Consider the following 18,705-nt stretch of genomic DNA (forward strand, 5'->3'; position numbering starts at 1 on the left):
GCTGTCGAACGACAGAAAAATTTGAATGATTTTCGGGAAAGCTAAAAACCCACCCGTCGATTCCGGCGGGTGGGTGAACGGAAAGTGAACGGACGGGTTTACGCTGCCGGCGTCAGCTCCACCTCGTCGGCCCACGTGAGCTCGATACCGAGCGCGCGGAGCCACTCCATCGCATCGTCGCCGTGGCGGGTGATGCCCTCGACGGCCGCGAGGGTGACGTCGATAGCCTTCTCCGCCTCCTCCGCGGAGATGAGGCCGGCGGAGGTGGCGGCGGCGAGCTCGTCGATGTCCAGTATGTCGATCGGGTTGCCCGTCTGTGACACGAGGTCCACGTACAGGTCGCGGGTGTGCCACACGCCGTCCTCGACGTCGATGTCCGCCACGTCGAAGTAGAAGTCCTGCTCGCGCTCCTCACCCTCGCGGTAGTGGAAGATGTTCGCGCGCAGCCCGAGCTCGGGCAAGAGCCAGCTTTCGAGGTAGCCGAACTGCGGGTGGTTCGCGCCGCGGGCCATATACAGCCCGAAGTCGGTCACCTTGAAAGTGTCCACTTCGCGCAGGAACCCCTTCGGGTCCGTGTTGATGTTCGCGGTGGTGTCGAAGGTCTCCTGCTTCACCGGGTGGAGATCAGCGGTCATGGTTACCTCACATCGAATGCAGCTGCGGTCGGGGCAAAGGCGCAGGTGTTGTCGACGGTGCGCACACTCCCGTCAACCACTGCCAGGACCCGCCCGGAGCCCGTATCCGCGGTCGCAGACAGGGTGGCCGGTCCTGTTGGGTTTATACGATTGTTATCTAGCGACGTTACACCTGTTCGGAAATTCTTCAGGTTGACCCAGTACACGCGCATGAGGCCCTGCTCCGGCGCGGCGGCCGGCGTGCCCAGTGCGGTGAACACGAACGTGGCCTGCCCGGCCTTCGCTCCGGGGGCGGGGGAGGCGGCGGGGCCGGGCACCGCGATCGCGGACGCGGTGGAGTGCAGGCCGGGGCCGATGCAGTTGCTGGAGACGGTCGGCCAGTAGAACTGCGTGAACGGGGGAGCGTTGTCCGGCAGGGGCGGACCGCCGAGCTCGCCGGTCCCGGCGTAGAACTGCACGCCGGTGCGCAGCGCGTTTGCCACCTGCGGCGGTACGAACGGCTGGTCCGCAAACGCGTTGACGCGCGCGACGGTTTGCGGGGTCGGCCGCCCCAGCGGGTCGAGGGTAGAAGATTGGGCGTGGGCCAGCTGCGTATCGACGCCTCCGGCCACCAGCATTCCGGCAGCGCAAAGCGCCGCGGCTGCGGAGCGGATACACGATCGGGTGGTGGGCACGGCGGTCCTTAGGTACGGGGATGTACGTCGGCAATAACTACAGCAACTACAGTAACCACAACAACATTAGTCACATAAGTAACATGGTCAAGCGGAAACTGGGAATTGATGTGCGGAAACGTTGCGGGAATTGCCAAATTGTGGCGCGAACCGTCGCTACGGTTGGGTGTGTCGGAGACGACACCGACCGAAAGGACTGATCGCAATGGAACCCCAGACGTTCACGACCAACCTCTCGCTCGACGAGATCGAGCAGCGCCTCGCCGGCCTGGAAAACTTCGACCTCAAGGAAAAGTCCGAGGGCGAACTCAAGGCCACCGTCGGCAGCGCGTTCAAGTACCGCTTCCTCGGCGTCTACGTCACGCAGGACTACCAGGCGCCGCTCGCCATCGACGCGCGCGACAACGGCGACGGCACCTCCACGGTCGAGCTCGCAGAGCGGGGCAACGAGGGCACGCTGTTTACAACCGGCAAGGCGGACCGGTTCTTCGAGGACGGCCTCGCTGAGCTCCGGACCGCGCTCGGCGGCTAGCGCCACGCCCCGCGAACATGCGATGAGGCGGGGGCAGGGGTATCGTTTAACCGTTATTTCTGCCTATCCGAAGGATTTTCTCGCGTGTCGCACCCCGAATTTCGCAACGTAGCCATCGTCGCCCACGTCGACCACGGTAAGACCACCCTGGTCAACGGCATGCTGGAGCAGTCCGGCGTGTTCGGCGACCACGGCGAGCACGGCGACCGAGTCATGGATTCCGGCGAGCTCGAATCCGAGCGCGGCATCACGATTCTGGCTAAGAACACCGCGATCCGCCGCGCCGGCAAGGGCAAGGACGGCGCCGACCTGGTCATCAACGTCATCGACACCCCGGGCCACGCCGACTTCGGCGGCGAGGTCGAGCGCGGTCTCTCCATGGTCGACGGCGTCGTCTTGCTTATCGACGCCTCCGAGGGCCCGCTGCCGCAGACCCGCTTCGTCCTGGGCAAGGCGCTCGAGGCGAAGAAGCCGGTCATCATCTGCGTGAACAAGACGGACCGCCCGGACGCCCGCATCGACGAGGTCGTCGAGGAAGCACAGGACCTCCTCCTCGAGCTCGGCGCCGGCCTGGAGGACCCGGAGGCCGCCGAGGCCGCCGAGAACCTCCTCGAGCTGCCGGTGCTCTACGCGTCCGGCCGCGCCGGCCGCGCGTCCTTCAACAACCCGGGCAACGGCAACCTGCCGGACAACGAGGACCTCCAGCCGCTCTTCGACGTCATCTACGACGTCCTGCCGGAGCCGTCCGCGGACATCGACGCGCCGTTCCAGGCGCAGGTGACCAACCTCGACTCGTCGTCCTTCCTCGGCCGCATCGCGCTCATCCGCGTGTACAAGGGCACCGTGAAGAAGGGCCAGAACGTCGCGTGGGTGCACTACGACGCCGAGGGCAACCAGCAGGTGAAGAACGTCAAGATCGCCGAGCTGCTCGTCACCGAGGGCCTCGACCGCGTGCCCGCGACCGGCGAGGTTGTCGCCGGCGATATCGCCGCGATCTCGGGCGTCGAGGACATCATGATTGGCGACACGCTGTGCGACCCGGAGCACGTCGAGCCGCTGCCGCGCATCAAGGTCGACGATCCGGCCATCTCCATGACCATCGGCGTGAACACCTCGCCGATGGCGGGCCGCAACGGCGGCGACAAGCTCACCGCCCGCATGGTCAAGGCGCGCCTCGAGCAGGAGCTCATCGGTAACGTCTCCATCAAGGTGCTGCCCACCGACCGCCCGGACGCGTGGGAGGTGCAGGGCCGCGGCGAGATGGCGCTCACCGTCCTCATCGAGACGATGCGCCGCGAGGGCTTCGAGCTCACCGTGGGCAAGCCGCAGGTGGTGACGAAGGAGATCGACGGCAAGACCTACGAGCCGTACGACCACATGATCATCGACGTGCCGTCCGAGCACCAGGGCGCCGTGACCCAGCTCATGGCCAACCGCAAGGGCCAGATGACCTCCATGTCCAACGCCGGCTCCGGCGACTGGGTGCGCATGGAGTTCGACGTGCCGTCGCGCGGCCTCATCGGTTTCCGCACCACCTTCCTCACCGAGACCCGCGGCGCCGGCATCGCCAACTCGTACTCCATCGAGCACCGCCCGTGGGCCGGCGAGATCAAGGGCCGCCCGACCGGCTCGCTCGTGGCGGACCGCTCCGGCCAGGTCACCGCGTACGCGCTGCAGCAGCTCGCGGACCGCGGCGAGTTCTTCGTCGAGCCTGGCGCGGAGACCTACGAGGGCATGGTCGTCGGCGCGAACTCGCGCGACGAGGACATGGACGTGAACATCACGAAGGAAAAGAAGCTCACCAACATGCGCTCCGCCACCGCGGACGCGACGGTGACGCTGCAGAAGGCGCGCACCCTCTCCCTCGATGAGGCGATCGAGTTCTGCGACGAGGACGAGTGCGTCGAGGTCGCCCCCGAGGCAATGCGCGTGCGCAAGATCATCCTCGACGCTACCGAGCGCGGCCGCGCCCGCTCCCGCGCGAAGCAGAAGAACAACTAACACGGGGTAGTCTGAGCCGCTATGGCCCAGAGACGAGCACCGCGAGCGCGCAGCCGACGCTGCACCGCCGCGGTGCTTTCCGCGTTCGGGCTCGCTCTCGCCAGCGCGTGCGCCGCCGACCCCGGCCCGCCGCCGCTCATCGAGCCGGAGGAGCGCACCGCCGCGCCCGAGTCGACCTCGAACGAGGAGACCACGACGAGCGCGGAGGAGCAGCCGTCCGGGCGCCGGCAGGTGCAGGTCGCGCTCGATCCGGTGCGCGCCGGCTTCAACCCGCACCTCGCCGGCGACGAGTCCGCGGTGGTGCAGGGCATCGCCGACCTCGTCCTGCCCAGTGCCGTGCGCGCCGACGGCACCACGGACCCGACGCTCTTCGAGGGCGTCTCGCAGCTGGCCCTCTCCCCGGCGGCGTTCACGGTGCGCTACGTGATCAAGCCGGAGGCGCAGTGGTCTGACGGCACACCGATCACCGGCGCGGACTTCACGTACCTCTGGCGCGGGATGACCACCACCGCCGGGGCGATCGAGCCCGCCGGCTACCGCGCCATCGCGGACATCCGGGTGAGCGGGCAGGGCGGTAAGGTCGTCGACGTCGACTTCGCCCAGCCGTTTCCGCAGTGGCGCCTCCTGTTCCGCCACCTGCTCCCGTCGCACCTCCTCGCCCCCGACGCCGGGGATTTCGCGTACGCGCTGCGCAACACCGTGCCCGCCTCCGCCGGGCGCTACCAGGTACGCAGCGTCGACCGCCCGCACGGCACGGTGACGCTGCACCGCAACGACCGGTACTGGGGCGACGACCCGGCGACGATCGACGTGATCACCCTCGTCACCGCGCGCGAGACGACGCAGATCGCCGACCAGCTCCGCTCGCGCCAGCTCGCCTTCGCCGACCTCGCACCGCAGGATTCCACCACCGACGTGCTCGGCCTCGTCCCCGGCCTGGAAACCCGCACGTACACCGGCCCGCGCACGCTCGGTGCGACGATCTCCGCGACGAGCGGCCTCGACGCCGAGGCGCGCAGCGAGGTGCGTTCGCTTATCGACGTCCCCGCGCTCGCCCACATCGCCGCCCGCCGCTCCGCGGACCTCGACGTCGCGACGCCCGCGCCCACCTCCACCCCAGCGACGACGGCGGCAACGGGCGCGCCCGAGCTAGCCACCCTGCGCGCGCTCGCGGTGAAGGGCAAGACGTTGCGCGTCGCGGCCGACGCCGCAGACCCGGCGGCGTCCGCGGCCGCGAAGTCGCTCGTCGACATGCTCAACCGCAGCGGCGTGGCGGCGCGGGTGCTGTCCAACGACGTCCCCGCCATCGCCGGGCGCGGCCTGCCCGACGGCGACGTGGATGTCCTCGTCGGGTGGCGCCTGGAATCCGGCACGGCGGCGTCGCTTGCGGGGCGCATCGCGTGCCCGCCGGATGCCGCACGCGCCGGCAACCTGTCGGGGTACTGCACCGCCGCCAACGACGCCCTCGCGTCGAGCATCCTCGCCGGCGACATCCCGCAGGCGCAGGCGCAGGCGCTCGTCGACGACGTGGAGCAGCAGCAGGCGCTGTGGGTACCCGTGCTGCACGAGACGCGCGTGGCCGCGTCCACCGGCGTGGTCACGGCGGCGGGCGCCCCGCCGGGTGCGTGGCCGGGCGGGCTGTCCTCGGCTGCCACCTGGCGGATGGGGGATACAGTGGGTCGGCGTACCCTGATCTCCGAGGAGGACCTATGACGGCACGAGACTTGGCCGGCTACCGGGTGGTGGCCGTGCACGCCCACCCCGACGACGAGGCGATCACCACCGGCGGCGCCATCGCGGACCTCACCGAGCGCGGGGCGGACGTGCTCGTGGTCACCTGCACCCTCGGCGAGGAGGGCGAGGTCATCGGCGAGCCGTACCAACACCTCGTCGCCGACGAAGCCGACCAGCTCGGCGGGTTCCGCATCCAGGAGCTTGAACGCTCCCTCGCCGCGATGGGCGCGCGGGGGCAGTTCCTCGGCGGGGCGGGCCGGTTCCGCGACTCCGGTATGGCGGGCTCCCCGGCGAGCCGGCACCCGAGGGCGTTCGTGAACTCGGGCGACGCCGCCGTCGAGACGCTTGCGGCGATCTACGAGGCGGAGCGACCGCACCTCGTGCTCACGTACGGGCCCGACGGCGGCTACGGCCACCCCGACCACGTCCGCGCGCACGAGATCGCGCACCTCGCGGCCGAGCGCGTCGCCGTGCCCCGGATCCTCTGGGCGGTGCGCCTCGCCGCGGAAACGAGCGCCCTGTTGCCCGCCGAGGCGCCCACGGGCTGGCGCCTGCCCGAGCCCGGCGAGCTCGACGGGGTGGAGCGCGCCGACGTCGCCGTGCCCCTGTCCGAGGCCGCGTACAGCGCGAAGGTGGAGGCGATGCGCGCCCACGCCACCCAGCTCTGGATCGCGGACGGCCGCGTGAGCGACGTCAACCCCCACGCCGCGCTCGCCGCCGGCCCCGTCGTCTACTACGCGTTGTCGAACCTCATCGTCCAGCCCATCCAGCGCGTCGAGTACTACAAGCTCGGCGCGGGGCTCCCGCTAGGCGACGGCGCAACGTTGCTCGCCGGGATCGACCGATGAGCGAACCCGTCGTGCGCGACAACTTCTCTCGCGGCGAGGCGGTCGCGGGGCTGACGTGGCTTTCGGTGGGGGCGCTCGTCTCGGTCGTGCTGGAGACCGTCTACCTCGGGTGGTGGTCGTTTCTCGTGGCGCTGCTGTTCAACGTGGTGCTCACGAAGACGGCGCGCCTGTGGTCGCCGCGCCCCGGCGTCGCCCTCATTCCTCTTGTGGCCTGGCTTGCCGGCTTCGCCGTGGCCCTCGCGCTGCTGCCGCCCACCGCGGGGCTGGTTGCGCTGCCGCTCGCGGGAATCGCCGGAGGCGTCTGGCCCCTGCTGCGGGCGAAGTGACATACTGGAACGCATGACTTACGTGATTGCTCAACCGTGTGTCGATGTGATGGACCGCAGCTGCGTCGAAGAGTGCCCCGTCGACTGCATCTACGAGGGTAAGCGCATGCTCTACATCCACCCCGACGAGTGCGTCGACTGCGGCGCCTGCGAGCCGGCCTGCCCGGTCGAGGCCATCTTCTACGAGGACGACACGCCGGACGAGTGGAGCGAGTACTACGACGCGAACGTCGGCTTCTTCGACGAGCTCGGCTCCCCGGGCGGCGCCACGAAGACCGGCAAGCAGGACTACGACCACCCGTTCGTGGCCGCGCTGCCGCCACAGAATCAGGACTAGGCCGGTGACGCGAACCCCCCTCGGCTCCCGCCTGCCGGACTTCCCCTGGGACACTATCGCCGACGTGCGGGCGCGCGCGGCGTCGCACGAGGGCGGCCTCATCGACCTCTCCGTCGGCGGCCCAGTCGACCCCGTCGCCCCGGCGATCCAGCTCGCGCTGTCCGAGCACGCCGCCGCCCCCGGCTACCCGCAGACCGCGGGCACCCCGGAGCTGCGTGCGACCATCGTCGAGTCGCTCGCGCGCCGCTTCGGCATCGCCGGCCTCACGGAGCGCTCGGTGCTGCCGGTCATCGGGTTGAAAGAGGCCGTCGCGTGGCTGCCGACGCTGCTCGGCCTGCGCGGCGAGACCGTCGTCATCCCGGAGGTCGCGTACCCCACCTACGAGGTCGGCGCGCTCATGGCCGATTGCGCAGTCGTGCGTTGCGACGACCCTTCGGCCGCCCCCCGCGACGCTGCCTTGGTCTTCGTGAACTCCCCGTCGAACCCGACCGGGGGAGTGCTCACCACCGAGCAGCTGCGCGCCTGGGTTGAGTTCTCCCGCGAGACCGGCGCGATCATCGCCTCCGACGAGTGCTACCTCTACCTCGGCTGGTCCGCCGAGCCGGTCTCGATCCTGCACCCGGACGTCACCGGAGGCGACAACACGAACCTGCTCGCGCTGCACTCGCTGTCCAAGACCTCGAACATGGCCTCCTACCGCGCGGGCACCATCTCGGGCGACGAGGCGCTCGTGCAGGAACTGCTGCTCGTGCGCAAGCACGCCGGGCTCATCGTGCCGGGGCCGATCCAGGCCGCAATGGTCGTCGCGCTCGCCGACGACACCCACGAGGAACTGCAGCGCGCCACGTACGCCGCGCGCCGCCTCACGCTCATGCGCACGCTCACCGAGGCCGGTCTGAGCGTGGATGGCTCGGAGGCGGGGCTGTACTTGTGGTGCCGTCGAGAAGCGATGAGTTCCCGCGAACTGCTGTCCTGGCTCGCGGAGCGCGGCATCCTCGCCGCCCCCGGCGACTTCTACGGCCCGGCGGGCGCCCAGCACGTCCGCATCGCGCTCACCGCCACCGACGAGCACGTCGCAGAGGCGGCCCGCCGCCTGACCGCGTAACCCGCGGTACTACACTGTGACAAGTTTGTACCTTTTGGGTTTCTCAAGGAGGCGGCCCATGCGGCAGGTGAGCTCCGTCGAAGCGGCCATCGACGCCACCGACGCACAGCTCCACGCCCCGGCCCCCGCGGGCGGAAGTACCGCGGTGCGCCTGGCGCGGGGGCTTCGCGAGTTTGTGAAGTTCGGCATCGTCGGCGGCTCCGGCGTGCTGGTCAATTTCGTCGTGTTTTACCTGGCCAACAAGGCGCTCGAGCACGGGCTCGACCTGCACGCGAACGACGTGGTCGTGCAGCTCGGCTCCACCCGTTGGAACGTGCGCTGGTACCACGTCCTATCCACGCTCGCGTTCCTGCTCGCCAACACGTGGAACTACCAGCTCAACCGCTCGTGGACGTTCAAGGGCGTGCACTCGCGGTCGTGGCTGCGGGGATTCTTCCCGTTTTTGGCCACCGGGCTGCTGGCGTTCGTGGTGTCGCTGACCTTCATGACGCTGCTGATGAACCCGACGACGTTCGTCGGCCTACCGGACTCCGTGTTCGACGACTCGACCGGCCTGCGTACGAAGTCCTACTGGGCGCAGGCGATTTCGACGTTCATCGCGATGCCGGTGAACTTTATCATCAACAAACTCTGGACGTTTGGGAAGCCGAAGTCGGCCCGCTGAGCTGCGGGTTGTGGGATTCTCAGGAAACGTTATCCCCATTTCGGCCAAGGTCTTGCCGTTGCGGATAAGCAGCGTTTAGCGTCGTTGCCATGTTGTTCAACGAATTTTGCGAAGCGGGTGTCGAGGTGCTCGCCGGTTTCTCCCGCGACGCCGCCCTGGCCGCCGGCCTGTCCACGACGCGGGTGCGCGACCTGGGGCGGGTATGGGAGGCCTACTACGGGCCGACGAAGTTCACCCGCAAACAGGCCGACGCGCTCGTGTTTGCGGCGGGCATGCCGCTCGACCAGTTAGTGCTCATCGAGAAGAAACTGCGGGTGGTATCCGATGCTGCTGAACGCTGGCACATCCGGTTAGACCTCGTGCGCCACCGCGGGTCCTACCGGGCCCTGTCCAAGCGCATCACGCGGTTGGTGAAGGTCCCGGTGCGCGCACCGCAACCCGCCTGCCGCTTTACTCAGTCCGTCGCCGGGATGCGCACCATGATCTGGACGTATAACGAGCGCGACATCGCCGACCTCGAACACCTCCTACGTAAGATGGCAGAATCCGACATCCCCGGTGCTGCGGATCTCGCCCACGCCCTGCGCGCGTTGCTCCACGACGGGGCTGCCGTCCCGAACGCCGCACCCCGACCCATCGTGCTCGTGCCCATCCCGGACTACCTGCGCATCACCTCCGGCACCGGGGACGACATCACCCTCACGCTCACGGACGGCACGACGATGAGTGGGGCGGAGTTTCTGCAGCAGGAGTACGGGGCCACACTCGAGGTCGCGGCGTTCCACCCGCAGGCAGGGGCGGTGAACCTCTACCGCACGAGCCGACTCGCGAACACGAAGCAGCGCACCCTGTCGAAGTTGGTCAGCCCCGCGTGCGCGTTCCCGGACTGCCGCCACGCCGCCGAGTCGTGCCAAACCCACCACATGCGGGCGTGGAAACACGGCGGCATGACCAACATGAACAACCTCGTGCAACTGTGCCCCCACCACAACGGGGCCAACGACGACGACCGGGAACGCGCGTGGCGCGGCCACATTGATACCCGCGGCGGGCGCATCCGCTGGATCGCCCCCAACGGGGCCGAAGTACCCATGACCACCCCCGGCGCCATGGAGCTGCTCTTCGACTAACCCCCGCCACACCCACAACCCGCCCCAACAGGGCGGGGGATTTAGCGTGCCGTTTTCACGTATTCGACGTTGTCGCCGCGCTCGCCCGCGTAGGTGAAGCCGTTGGCCTCGGCGACGTGGCGGGAGGCGGCGTTGCCGGGCAGGGCCCGAATGACGAGCCGCGGCGCGCCGTGGGCGAAAGCGTGGGCGGCCACGGCGCGTACCGCGCGCGTCATGAGGCCGCGCCCGCGCGCCCACGGCGCGGTGTTATACCCGAACGAGGCGGCGTCGGTCTCGCGGCGCAGCTCGATGCTGCCCGCGTACCGCCCGCCGACCACGAGCGCCCAGCGCACGCAGTCTGGGCCGGGCTCGGCGAGGTAGGCGTCGAGCATCGCCTCGGTGTAGGGGGAGGGGATCGTCGTGAACTCGACCGCGCGCGGGTCGGTGCTCGCGGCCCAGACGTCCTCGCGAACACCGGGAAGCGAGGCGACGCGCGGCCACGGCAGCAGCGTCAGCGCGCCGTCCGTGAGCTCCGCGCAGGGCAGCGGCCACCAGGGCTTAGTTGGCATGCAACGCTTCGTTGAGCTCGATGCCCTTCGCCGGTACGACCTCGACCGCGCCGGTGAGCGAGTTGCGGCGGAACTGCAGGCCGTTCGCGCCGGAGAGCTCGAGCGCCTTCACCTCCGAGCCCGCCTCGCGGCCCAGCGCGGCGGCGACCGGCTCCGAGAGCACGACCTTGGTGCCCGCGGTGACGTAGAGGCCGGCCTCGACGACGCAGTCGTCGCCAAGCGAGATGCCCACGCCCGCGTTCGCGCCGAGCAGGCAGCGCTCGCCGAGCGAAATGACCTGCTTGCCGCCGCCGGACAGCGTGCCCATGATGGACGCGCCGCCGCCGATGTCGGTGCCGTCGCCGACGACGACGCCCGCGGAGATGCGCCCCTCAACCATCGACGCGCCGAGCGTGCCCGCGTTGAAGTTCACGAAGCCCTCGTGCATGACGGTCGTGCCCTCGGCGAGGTGCGCGCCGAGGCGGATCCGATCCGCGTCGCCGATGCGCACCCCGGACGGCACGACGTAGTCCACCATGCGCGGGAACTTGTCCACCGAGTAGACGATAACCGGACCGTTGGCTGCGAGGCGGCCGCGCGTCATCTGGAAGTCGTCGACGGCGCACGGGCCGTAGTTCGTCCACACGACGTTGGACAGCAGCCCGAACACGCCGTCCATGTTCGCGCCGTGCGGGCGGATGAGGCGGTGCGACAGCAGGTGCAGGCGCAGGTACACGTCGTAGGCGTCGACGGCCGGCTGGGAGAGGTCCGCGATGGCCGTCTCCACCGCCACGCGCGCCACGCCGCGCGCCTCGTCGGGGCCCACGAGCTCGGCGAAGCGGGCGTCGGGCTCAGCTAATCGACGCGTCCCCGTCTCCGCCACGGCCTCGTCGACCTTGGGGGCCGGGTACCAGACGTCGAGGACGGTGCCGTCGTGGGTGATGGTGGCGACGCCACGCGCATGTGCGGAAGTTGGGTGCTGCATGCCCGTTACCTTACGGCACCCCGATTTTTGGTGAGCAACGACAGCGCGACGAGGCCGAGCGAGAGCACGGCGACGGAGATGACCTGGGAGCGCGCTGCGTCGTCGAAAAGCATGAGCACCGTGAGCCCGATGAGCGCGGCGAGCGTCACCCACGGCACCCAGCTCGCGCCGCGCACGCGCACGGCGGAGGCACGGATGCGCGGGTGGAGGCGGATGTAGCTCAGCGTGATCATGATCCAGGTGACGATGAGGCAGCCGCCGGTGGCGGACATGATGAAATCGATCATCCCCGGCGGGTTCCACCACTGCAGCCCGACGGCGACGAAGGCGAAGAACACCGACACGAGCACCGAGTTCACCGGGGTGCCGGCGGCGTTCGTCGCGGCCACCCAGCGCGGCGCGTCGCCCTCGAGCGCCTGCTGGTATGCGAGCCGCGAGGTGCCGTAGATCTGCGCGTTGCACGCGGAGAGCAGCGCGAGGACGATGACGGCCTCCATGAAGCCTGCGGCGCCGGGGAGGTTCGCCATCTCGAGCACGGCGGTGAAAGGGGAGTCGGCGGCGGAGTCGGCGCCGTCGATCGCCGAGTACGGCAGCAGCAGGATGATCACCGTGACGGAGCCGACGTAGAACAGCGCGATGCGCCAGATGATCGAGTTCACCGCGCGCTTGACGTTCTCGGCGGGGTTTTCGGACTCGGCGGCGGCGATGGTGACCACCTCGATGCCGCCGAACGCGAACGCCACCGCGAGCAGACCCGCCGCGATGCCGGCGATCCCGTTCGGCGCGAAGCCGGACTCGCGCACGTTGCCGAACCCGACGAACCCGCTCGCCGGCAGCGCCCCGGCCCACAGCAGCACGCCGACGATGAGGAAGCCGACGATCACCGCGATCTTGATCATCGCGAACCAGTACTCGAACTCGCCGAAGCCCTTCACTTGCGCGAGGTTGACGGCCGTGAGCACCGCCACCGCGGCGAGCGCCGGGATCCACTGCGGCACGCCGAACCAGGACGCCATCATCGCGGAGGCGCCGGTGAGCTCCGCGCCGCACGCCATGATGAGCAGGAACCAGTACAGCCACCCGAGCAGGAACCCGGCCCAGTGGCCGAACGCCATGCGCCCGTACGTGGCGAAGCTGCCGGACGACGGGTATGCCGCCGCCATCTCGCCGAGCATGCGCATCACCGCGATGACGACGGCGCCGGCAACCGCGTACGCGACGAGGATCGCGGGCCCAGCCGCGCGGATACCCACGCCGACGCCGAGGAACAGCCCCGCGCCGACGGCGGTGCCCAGCCCCATGAGCGTGAGGTGGCGTGACTTCAGGCCGGTGCCCAGGTCGCCCTCGCGTATCGACGCACCTTCGGCCATCACTGCGCCACCTTCCGCTTACCGCCGCGCGTCCATAGCACGCCTGCGAGCGCGGCGACGCCGACGACGACGGCGACGGCGAACATCTGGAAGCGCCCGTCGGGGTCCGCGAGCATGAGGACGATAACGCCGCCGGCCAGCGCGACCATGACCCACGGCAGCACGGACGGCGCCCACATGCGCACCTGGGTGATCTCGCCCGTGGCCACGAGTTTCGGGTGGATGCGCAGGAACGACAGCGCGACGACGATCCACAGCACGATGAGGCAGCCGCCGACCGCGTTGAGCAGGAACGCGAGCAGCCCCGGCGGGTTCCAGTACTGCAGCGCGACGGCGACGAAGCCGAAGATGACCGAGACGATCACGGCGCGGACCGGGACGCCGCGGGGGTCGGTGGGGGCGAAGGACGCTGGCGCGTCGCCACGCACGGCGAGGTTCTGGAGGAACCGGGACGAGCCGTAGATCTGGGTGTTGCACGCGGAGAGCAGCGCGATGACGATGACCACCTCCATGATGCCGACGGCGCCGGGGATGTCCGCCATCTCGAGCACCGCGGTGAAGGGGGAGTCCGCCGCGGAGTCGGCGCCGCCGATCTCGTCGAACGGCAGGAGCAGAACGATGAGCAACACGGAGCCAATGTAGAACACGGAGATGCGCCAGATGATCGAGCGGATCGCGGAGTGTACGCCGGCCTCCGGGTTCTCGGATTCGGCGGCGGCGACGGTGACGAGCTCGATGCCGCCGAACGCGAACGCGACGGCGAGCAGGGCGGTGGCGACGCCGGACCAGCCGTTGGGCATGAAGCCGACCTCGCGGATGTTGCTCAAGCCCACGAACCCGCTCGCCGGCAGCAGCCCGAGCCACAGCGCCAGGCCGATGACGAGGAACGCGACGATGACCGCGACCTTGATCAGCGCGAACCAGAACTCGAACTCGCCGAAGTTCTTTACCGCGGCGAAGTTGATCACGGTGAACACCGCGATGGCGATGAGCGCCGGGATCCACGGCGAGATGCCGAACCACGCGGCGACGATGGCGGAGGCTCCGGTGATCTCGACGGCCATGATCATGATCATCATGAACCAGTACAGCCAGCCGATGGCGAAGCCGGCCCAGGGGCCGAACGCCTGCTCCGCGTAGGTGGAGAACGTGCCGGAGGAGGGGCGGGCGGCGACCATCTCCGCGAGCATTTGCATGAAGCACACGGTGATGAAGCCGGCGACGACGTAGGCGAGGATCACGGCGGGCCCGGCGGCGGCGATGCCCACGCCCGTGCCGAGGAACAGCCCCGCGCCGATCGCGGAGCCGAGGCCCATCATGGTGAGGTGGCGCGTCTTCAACCCGCGCGCGAGCGCGGTGGAGTCCGCCACAGGGGAAACAGGTGTCGACATGTCGAACACTGTAAACGGCGGCGTGCCGCGCACGGCATTGGCCGTGGGTTTTTATGCGCGCCGCACCACGGGGGACGTGGAGAACGGCTCGCGCTGGATGCGCAGGTCGCTCTCTCCCGCGATGGCGCTGGCGGGCACCTGGGCGCCGGCCGTGACGTCGAAGACCATGGTCTCCGGCTCGAGCATGACGTTCACGCCGATCTCGCAGCGGTCGCCCAGGTCGACGCCGATGATGCCCGACGAGGGGTGCAGCACGCAGTCGCGCCCCACCCGCATCGGGGCGCGCTCGAACTCGCCGGCGCGCGACGCCATGAGCGCCGACGACAGCGCGAGGTCCGTCCCCGCGCCGAGCACGACCGACGAGGAGACGCGCCCCTCGATCCGCGCCGGGCCGAGCGAGCCCGCGTTGTAGGAGACGTAGCCCTCCCGCATCACCGACGTGCCCGGCGCGAGGTAGGCGCCGAGCCGCACGCGCTCGGCCTCCGCGATGGTCACACCCGACGGCACGACGTAGTCCACCATCCGCGGCAGCCGGTCGATGCCGTAGACGTGGATGAGCCCGCGCGCCCGCAGGTTCGTGCGCACGGTTTCGAAGTTGTCGGCGAGGCACGGGCCCTTGTTCGTCCACACCACCGGCACGAGGTGCTCGAGCGCGCCGGACATGTTGATCGTGAGCGGCTCGACCATGCGGTGCGAGAGCAGGTGCAGGCGCAGGTAGACGTCGTGGGCGTCCACCGGCGGCGCGGCGAGGTCGGCGATGACGGTGCGCACCGGCACGAGCTCGACGAGCCGGTCGTGGTCCGCGCCGACGAGCTTGAGCAGCTTCGGCGAGAGTTCGTGGGCGGAGACGCGGTGGGTGCCGGAGGTGGCGTCGTCAAGCGAAAGCTCCGGGGAGGGGAACCAGGTGTCCAGCACGGTGCCGTCCATGGCGATGTTGGCGATTCCGACGGCGCGCGCTCCCGAAGACATGGCTGAGAGTGTAAACGTAGGATCGGCGTGTGACTTCCTTAGACCTTTTCGCAGACCCCGTCGACCTCACCGCAGCGCTCGTGGACATCGAGTCGCCTTCGCACCACGAGGAGGCGATCGCCGACGCCATCGAGGAGGCGCTGCGCGGGCTCGAGCACGCGCAGGTGCAGCGCTTCGGCAACACCGTCGTCGCGCGCACCGACTTCGGGCTGCCGAGCCGGGTGGTGCTCGCGGGGCACATCGACACCGTGCCGCTCGCGGACAACACCCCGCACCGGCTTACCGACGGCATCCTGCACGGCTGCGGCTCCGTGGACATGAAGTCCGGCATGGCGTGCTACCTCCACGCCTTCGCGCGGCTCGCGCAGCCGGGCAAGGCGGCGCACGACCTCACCGTCATCGCGTACGAGGCGGAGGAGGTCGCCTCGAAGTACAACGGCCTCGCCCGCCTCGAGCGCGAGCACCCGGAGCTGCTCGCGGGCGACATCGCGCTGCTCGGCGAGCCGTCCGGCGGCATTATCGAGGCCGGCTGCCAGGGCTCCATCCGCGTCTTCGTCGACGCGCACGGCACCCGCGCCCACTCCGCGCGCAGCTGGCTCGGCCACAACGCGGCGCACGACCTCGCGCCGGCGCTCACCCGGCTCGCGGCCTACGAGCCGCGCAGCGTGGTCATCGACGGCTGCGAGTACCGCGAGGGCCTCAACGTCGTGGGGCTTGAGGGCTTCGTGGCGACGAACACGATCCCGGACCACGCGCGGCTGGTGGTGAACTTCCGCTACGCCCCGGACCGCTCCGTGGAGGACGCGAAGGCGCACCTCGAGGAGGCGCTCGCGCTCGAGGACGGGCTGGAGCTCATCTACGACGACGTCGCGCCCGCCGCGCTGCCGGGGCTCGGCGACCCCGTCGCCGCCGACCTGGTCAAGGCGGTGGGCGGGAAGTTTCGCGCGAAGTTCGGATGGACGGACGTGGCGCGGTTCTCTAGCCTTGGTGTGCCCGCGGTCAACTTCGGCCCCGGCGACCCAGGCTTCGCCCACAAACCGGATGAGCAGTGCCCGGTCGACGAGATCAGCCAGGTGTCCGCGCAGCTCATCGACTACCTCAGCGCCGCCGACCCCGAAAGCGAGTAAACCCTTGGCCCCGATCATGAACCCCCGCCCCGAGCGGGACCGCAAGCTGCGGGGCCCGCTCGCCCTGCGCGGGCAGGACCAGCAGGCCTCGACGCACGACCAGCGCCTGCTCGAGTCGCTCGGCAGCTCCGACGGGGAGTGGAAGCACGAGGACCCGTGGCGCGTCATGCGCATCCAGTCCGAGTTCGTCGCCGGCTTCGACGCGCTGTCCGACATGCCCAAGGCCGTCACCGTCTTCGGCTCCGCGCGCCTCGCCGAGGGCACCCCGGAGTACGAGCAGTCCTACGAGGTCGGGCGCGCGCTCGCCGAGGCGGGCTACGCCGTGATCACCGGCGGCGGCCCGGGGCTCATGGAGGGCCCGAACCGCGGCGCCCACAACGCCGGCGGCCTTTCTGTGGGCTTGGGCATCGAGCTGCCGCACGAGCAGGGCCTCAACGACTGGGTCGACCTGGGCCTGAACTTCCGCTACTTCTTCGCACGTAAGACGATGTTTTTGAAGTACTCGCAGGCCTTCATCGCGCTGCCGGGCGGCTTCGGCACCATGGACGAGGTCTTCGAGGTGCTCTGCATGGTGCAGACGGGCAAGGTGACCAACTTCCCGATCGTGCTCATCGGCACCGAGTTCTGGTCCGGCCTCGTCGGCTGGATCGAGGACCAGCTCCTCGGCCGCGGCCTCATCTCCCCAGGCGACGAGCGGCTCTTCCTCGTCACCGACAGCGTCGAGGAGGCCGTCGACCACATCGTCCGCGCCCACAAGGTGATCACGGACCAGCGCCTGAAGAATGAGTAGACCGCTGCCCCAGGTCATGGCGATCGTTAACCGCACGCCCGACTCGTTCTACGACAAGGGCGCGACGTTCGCCGTCGACAAGGCACTTTCGCGTATCGACGACGCCTGCGCCGCCGGCGCCTCCATCATCGACATCGGCGGCGTCAAGGCCGGGCCGGGCGACGCCGTCGACGCGGCGGAGGAGATCGACCGCGTCGTGCCCGTCATCGCGCGGGCCCGCGAGCGCCACCCGGACGTGACCATCAGCGTGGACACGTGGCGCGCCCCCGTCGCGGAGGCCGCGATCGCCGCCGGCGCGGACCTCGTCAACGACACGTGGGCGGGCTACGACCCGGAGCTCGTCGAGGTCGCCGGCTCCCACCGCGTCGGCTACGTCTGCTCGCACACCGGCGGGGCGATCCCACGCACCCGCCCGCACCGTGTGCACTACGACGACGTGGTCGCCGACGTCATCGCCGAGACGACCCGGCTCGCCGAGCGCGCGGTGGCCCTCGGCGTGCCCGAGGAGCGCATCTTCATCGACCCGACGCACGACTTCGGCAAGAACACCTATCACAGCCTCGAGCTGCTGCGTCGCGTCGACGAGCTCGTCGCCTCCGGCTGGCCTGTGCTCATGGCGCTGTCGAACAAGGACTTCGTCGGCGAGACCGTCGGCCGCGGCCTCGACGGGCGCGACGTGGCGGAGCGCGTCCCCGGCACCCTCGCCGCCACCGCCTGGGCCGCCGCGCGCGGCGTGGCGGCGTTTCGCGTCCACGAGGTCGCCGCGACGCTCGACGTCATCCGCATGACGGCCGCGATCCAGGGCGAGGCGGCCCCAATTCGCGCGGTGCGGGGGCTCGCGTGAAGGTCTCCGTCGTCATCCCGGCGCTCAACGAGGAGGAAACCGTCGGCAACGTCGTCACGCAGTGCCTGAAATCCTGCGCCGACGAGGTCATCGTCCTCGACTCGGATTCCGCCGACGCGACGGCGGCGCGCGCCGCGGCGGCGGGGGCGCGTGTGGTGCGCTGGCGCGACGTCGATACGCGTGAGCCCTGGCCCGGCAAGGGGGAGGCGCTGTGGCGCGGTGTGAAGGCGGCGCGCGGGGACGTGGTGGTCTTCGTCGACGCCGACGTCACCTCGCTCGAGCCGTGGTGGGTCGACGCGCTCGCCGCGCCGTTCGCCGATGGCGCGGTGCACCTCGTCAAGGCCGCCTACGAGCGCGCCGGCACCGGCGGGCGCGTCACGGAGCTCACCGCGAAGCCGCTGCTGCGCGCGCTGTTCCCCGAGCTCGCGTGGGTGCGCCAGCCGCTCGCCGGCGAGTACGCGATCCGCCGCTCGACCGCGCTGCGCCTCCCGTTCGTCGCCGGCTACGGCGTCGAGGCGGGCCTGCTTATCGACGTCGCCCGCGCCCACACCCCCGCCGCCATCCGCGAGGCCGAACTGAGCCCACGTACGCACCGGAACCGCCCCCTTACCGAGCTCGGCCCCATGGCCGACGTGGTCGCGCGCACCATCCTCGCCCGCGCCGGGGTGGGCGGGGTGGAGGTCCGCGAGCGCCCCGCGTGGGTGGGCCGTTAAACT

At 70.0% G+C, this 18,705-nt stretch carries 20 protein-coding genes; 13 read left to right on the top strand and 7 right to left on the bottom strand.

The window, feature by feature from the left end:
- Window positions 1-98: 98 nt before the first annotated feature.
- Window positions 99-635, bottom strand: coding sequence for a ribonuclease FAU-1 family protein (locus CJEDD_RS04930; RefSeq protein WP_042406137.1), 537 nt, complete (start codon window positions 633-635; stop codon window positions 99-101).
- A 2-nt stretch (window positions 636-637) separates the two neighbouring features.
- Window positions 638-1,252, bottom strand: a complete 615-nt coding sequence (locus CJEDD_RS04935; protein ID WP_232297687.1) for an Rv1157c family protein — start codon at window positions 1,250-1,252, stop codon at window positions 638-640.
- A 262-nt stretch (window positions 1,253-1,514) separates the two neighbouring features.
- On the opposite strand from CJEDD_RS04935, the gene CJEDD_RS04940 reads away from it, so the two are divergent.
- The 9 genes from CJEDD_RS04940 (at window position 1,515) to CJEDD_RS04980 (ending at window position 9,986) form a co-directional block, all read left to right on the top strand.
- Window positions 1,515-1,841 carry a hypothetical protein gene (locus CJEDD_RS04940; protein WP_042406141.1) on the top strand — a complete coding sequence of 109 codons (327 nt, stop codon included), beginning with the start codon at window positions 1,515-1,517 and terminating at the stop codon, window positions 1,839-1,841.
- Between the two features lie 84 nt (window positions 1,842-1,925).
- On the top strand, window positions 1,926-3,842 hold the full coding sequence (gene typA / locus CJEDD_RS04945; protein ID WP_042406143.1) for a translational GTPase TypA: 1,917 nt from the start codon (window positions 1,926-1,928) through the stop codon (window positions 3,840-3,842).
- Window positions 3,843-3,863: 21 nt separating this feature from the next.
- Complete coding sequence (locus CJEDD_RS04950) at window positions 3,864-5,555, top strand: ABC transporter family substrate-binding protein (protein ID WP_042406145.1); 1,692 nt, start codon at window positions 3,864-3,866, stop codon at window positions 5,553-5,555.
- Window positions 5,552-6,424: an N-acetyl-1-D-myo-inositol-2-amino-2-deoxy-alpha-D-glucopyranoside deacetylase gene (gene mshB, locus CJEDD_RS04955; protein WP_042406147.1), complete on the top strand. Its 873-nt coding sequence runs from the start codon at window positions 5,552-5,554 to the stop codon at window positions 6,422-6,424. The genes CJEDD_RS04950 and mshB overlap by 4 nt, the downstream gene beginning before the upstream one ends.
- A complete protein-coding gene (locus tag CJEDD_RS04960) occupies window positions 6,421-6,750 on the top strand; it encodes a hypothetical protein (RefSeq protein WP_042406149.1) in 330 nt (109 codons plus the stop codon). The genes mshB and CJEDD_RS04960 overlap by 4 nt, the downstream gene beginning before the upstream one ends.
- Before the next feature lie 13 nt (window positions 6,751-6,763).
- On the top strand, window positions 6,764-7,087 hold the full coding sequence (gene fdxA, locus CJEDD_RS04965; protein ID WP_042406151.1) for a ferredoxin: 324 nt from the start codon (window positions 6,764-6,766) through the stop codon (window positions 7,085-7,087).
- A gap of 4 nt (window positions 7,088-7,091) precedes the next feature.
- The gene (gene dapC / locus CJEDD_RS04970; RefSeq protein WP_042406153.1) at window positions 7,092-8,192 is read left to right on the top strand and encodes a succinyldiaminopimelate transaminase; all 1,101 of its coding nucleotides are present in this window, start codon (window positions 7,092-7,094) and stop codon (window positions 8,190-8,192) included.
- A gap of 58 nt (window positions 8,193-8,250) precedes the next feature.
- The gene (locus CJEDD_RS04975; protein WP_081764500.1) at window positions 8,251-8,856 is read left to right on the top strand and encodes a GtrA family protein; all 606 of its coding nucleotides are present in this window, start codon (window positions 8,251-8,253) and stop codon (window positions 8,854-8,856) included.
- A gap of 89 nt (window positions 8,857-8,945) precedes the next feature.
- Entirely contained in the window at window positions 8,946-9,986 is a 1,041-nt protein-coding gene (locus CJEDD_RS04980; RefSeq protein ID WP_042406154.1) for an HNH endonuclease signature motif containing protein, read from the top strand.
- A 41-nt stretch (window positions 9,987-10,027) separates the two neighbouring features.
- On the opposite strand, the gene CJEDD_RS04985 is transcribed toward CJEDD_RS04980, so the two are convergent.
- From CJEDD_RS04985 to CJEDD_RS05005, 5 genes are read right to left on the bottom strand one after another with little or no spacing between them, the layout of a single operon-like run.
- Window positions 10,028-10,534 carry a GNAT family N-acetyltransferase gene (locus tag CJEDD_RS04985; protein ID WP_052333750.1) on the bottom strand — a complete coding sequence of 169 codons (507 nt, stop codon included), beginning with the start codon at window positions 10,532-10,534 and terminating at the stop codon, window positions 10,028-10,030.
- Complete coding sequence (gene dapD / locus CJEDD_RS04990; protein ID WP_042406157.1) at window positions 10,524-11,498, bottom strand: 2,3,4,5-tetrahydropyridine-2,6-dicarboxylate N-succinyltransferase; 975 nt, start codon at window positions 11,496-11,498, stop codon at window positions 10,524-10,526. The genes CJEDD_RS04985 and dapD overlap by 11 nt, the downstream gene beginning before the upstream one ends.
- A gap of 5 nt (window positions 11,499-11,503) precedes the next feature.
- Window positions 11,504-12,868, bottom strand: coding sequence for an amino acid permease (locus tag CJEDD_RS04995; protein WP_042406160.1), 1,365 nt, complete (start codon window positions 12,866-12,868; stop codon window positions 11,504-11,506).
- On the bottom strand, window positions 12,868-14,259 hold the full coding sequence (locus CJEDD_RS05000; RefSeq protein ID WP_042406162.1) for an amino acid permease: 1,392 nt from the start codon (window positions 14,257-14,259) through the stop codon (window positions 12,868-12,870). The genes CJEDD_RS04995 and CJEDD_RS05000 overlap by 1 nt, the downstream gene beginning before the upstream one ends.
- Window positions 14,260-14,310: 51 nt before the next feature.
- Window positions 14,311-15,228, bottom strand: a complete 918-nt coding sequence (locus CJEDD_RS05005; protein WP_042406164.1) for a 2,3,4,5-tetrahydropyridine-2,6-dicarboxylate N-succinyltransferase — start codon at window positions 15,226-15,228, stop codon at window positions 14,311-14,313.
- Between the two features lie 29 nt (window positions 15,229-15,257).
- On the opposite strand from CJEDD_RS05005, the gene dapE reads away from it, so the two are divergent.
- The 4 genes from dapE to CJEDD_RS05025 are packed head-to-tail and all read left to right on the top strand — an operon-like array spanning window position 15,258 to window position 18,702.
- Window positions 15,258-16,355, top strand: a complete 1,098-nt coding sequence (gene dapE / locus CJEDD_RS05010; RefSeq protein ID WP_042406166.1) for a succinyl-diaminopimelate desuccinylase — start codon at window positions 15,258-15,260, stop codon at window positions 16,353-16,355.
- 16 nt (window positions 16,356-16,371) lie between these two features.
- A complete protein-coding gene (locus CJEDD_RS05015; RefSeq protein WP_042406179.1) occupies window positions 16,372-17,145 on the top strand; it encodes an LOG family protein in 774 nt (257 codons plus the stop codon).
- Complete coding sequence (folP, locus tag CJEDD_RS05020; protein WP_232297688.1) at window positions 17,138-17,989, top strand: dihydropteroate synthase; 852 nt, start codon at window positions 17,138-17,140, stop codon at window positions 17,987-17,989. The genes CJEDD_RS05015 and folP overlap by 8 nt, the downstream gene beginning before the upstream one ends.
- Window positions 17,986-18,702 (top strand): glucosyl-3-phosphoglycerate synthase, encoded by a 717-nt coding sequence (locus tag CJEDD_RS05025; RefSeq protein ID WP_042406171.1) that lies wholly within the window; start codon window positions 17,986-17,988, stop codon window positions 18,700-18,702. Before folP ends, CJEDD_RS05025 begins: the two co-directional genes overlap by 4 nt.
- The last annotated feature ends 3 nt before the right edge of the window (window positions 18,703-18,705 follow it).

Origin of the sequence: Corynebacterium jeddahense (assembly GCF_028609865.1) — a bacterium.
Lineage (GTDB): Bacteria > Actinomycetota > Actinomycetes > Mycobacteriales > Mycobacteriaceae > Corynebacterium > Corynebacterium jeddahense.